General features: G+C 45.9%; 1 pseudogene. It reads right to left on the reverse strand.

Annotated elements, in window-relative coordinates:
- Window positions 1-274: pseudogene (locus ACS8FC_RS20415) on the reverse strand (YbjQ family protein); the annotation flags it as partial.
- Window positions 275-538: the final 264 nt, after the last annotated feature.

Here is a 538-nt window from a genome sequence, read left to right on the forward strand (position 1 = left end):
TGCCAAACAGACTAAGCACGCGAGCAATAATCATCTTAAAGTAATCTTGAGCAATAACGACGCTACCAAGAACTAGCACGCCCTCACTACCGACAGCCAGCTCAGGACGGTAGAAACGCTCGCTTGAAACCGTAATACCCCCTAGCGCCTGCTCTGCTACTTTGAGTTGTGCCAAATGCTGACGCTCATGACGTGAACCAAAAAACCAACCAGCGGCGAATAAAAAAATAAACGGCCCATAATTGATAAGCACTTGCGTGAGTGAGTCATTCATGGCACGTTTCTCATCATAAAAAGTATTACGGTTTGTAGCATTGTGGTTTTTAGTATTGTGGTTTTTATTGCTATAGCTTTTAAAGCACTAAAATCAACCAAAAGGATTAAAACGCGGTAAATCATCTGGCGCAATCTGGGCTTGAGGATTTGGTGTTTGGCCGGACGGATAGTGATTATCGCTTGGTGGGTTCTGGAGCTGCTGCGACATCGGTACCGCTTTGACCGCTGTCCCATAAACAAACAGCTCAGAAGCCCCTTGGGC

Source organism: Psychrobacter sp. 1Y4, assembly GCF_051847555.1.